Below are 723 nucleotides of genomic sequence, written 5' to 3'. Positions count from 1 at the left end.
CGGTCTCGCCCAGCACGTCGTCGAGCGCGGCGTCCGCCTCCAGCCCGCGCGAGAGCGCGAGATCCGAGAGCGGGATGGCCGTGTAGCCGGTCACCACCACCGTATCGTCGCTGGTGCGGCCGGCTGCGGAGAGGTCGACCGAGGCGTGCTTCTCGATCCCCCCGATCCGGGGCAGTGGGCAGTCCCACACGTTGACGACATAGCCCTGATCAGCCGCCGGCTCGTCGCCGTTCGGCGACCAGTCGATGGTCACGTCCGACCCGTCGATCTCGACGCTGTAGTCCGTGTTCAGGGTAAACCCCACGACACGGGCCCGATCGGGAGTGGCAAACGCCGGTTCAGCCGAGAACGTATCGGACCCGCCCGCGTCCGATCCGCGGGTGATGAAGAAGGAGGTGCTTCGGCACCGCCCCGCCTCCAGCACGGCGTCGAGGTCCTGCAAGCGCGCCGTCACGTAGACCGCCCCGGCCGCCCCATCCTCGATCCCCAGCGACGCCGCCGAGAAGGTCTTCGAAGCGTGGGGGTTGAGGGTGGCGGTGGTGAGGACGTCCCCCGTCCCCGGCGCCAGGAGCTCGAGGTCGACCGCGAAGTCCTCCAGGTTCTGCACCGTGATCACGCCGTACCAGGGGCCGTTGCCCGCCTCGAGGTCGACGCCGTTGGGGATGTGGGGGAAGAAGATGGCGTTGAGCCCCGGCTCCTCCGGCCCGGGCGGCTGCGCCCCGG

1 protein-coding gene is annotated in these 723 nt (G+C 70.5%); it reads right to left on the bottom strand.

Annotation, left to right across the window (positions count from 1 at the left end; all coding sequences use genetic code 11):
• Positions 1-723: hypothetical protein (locus tag NET02_RS16335; protein ID WP_284058494.1), on the bottom strand; the 723-nt coding region annotated here is incomplete at both ends.

The organism is Thermalbibacter longus (assembly GCF_023806485.1).
In the GTDB taxonomy this organism is placed as follows: Bacteria; Chloroflexota; Chloroflexia; order Thermomicrobiales; family Thermomicrobiaceae; genus Thermalbibacter; species Thermalbibacter longus.
Note: the sequence above shows the minus strand (reverse complement) of the source record. Positions and strands in the feature narration are given on the sequence as shown.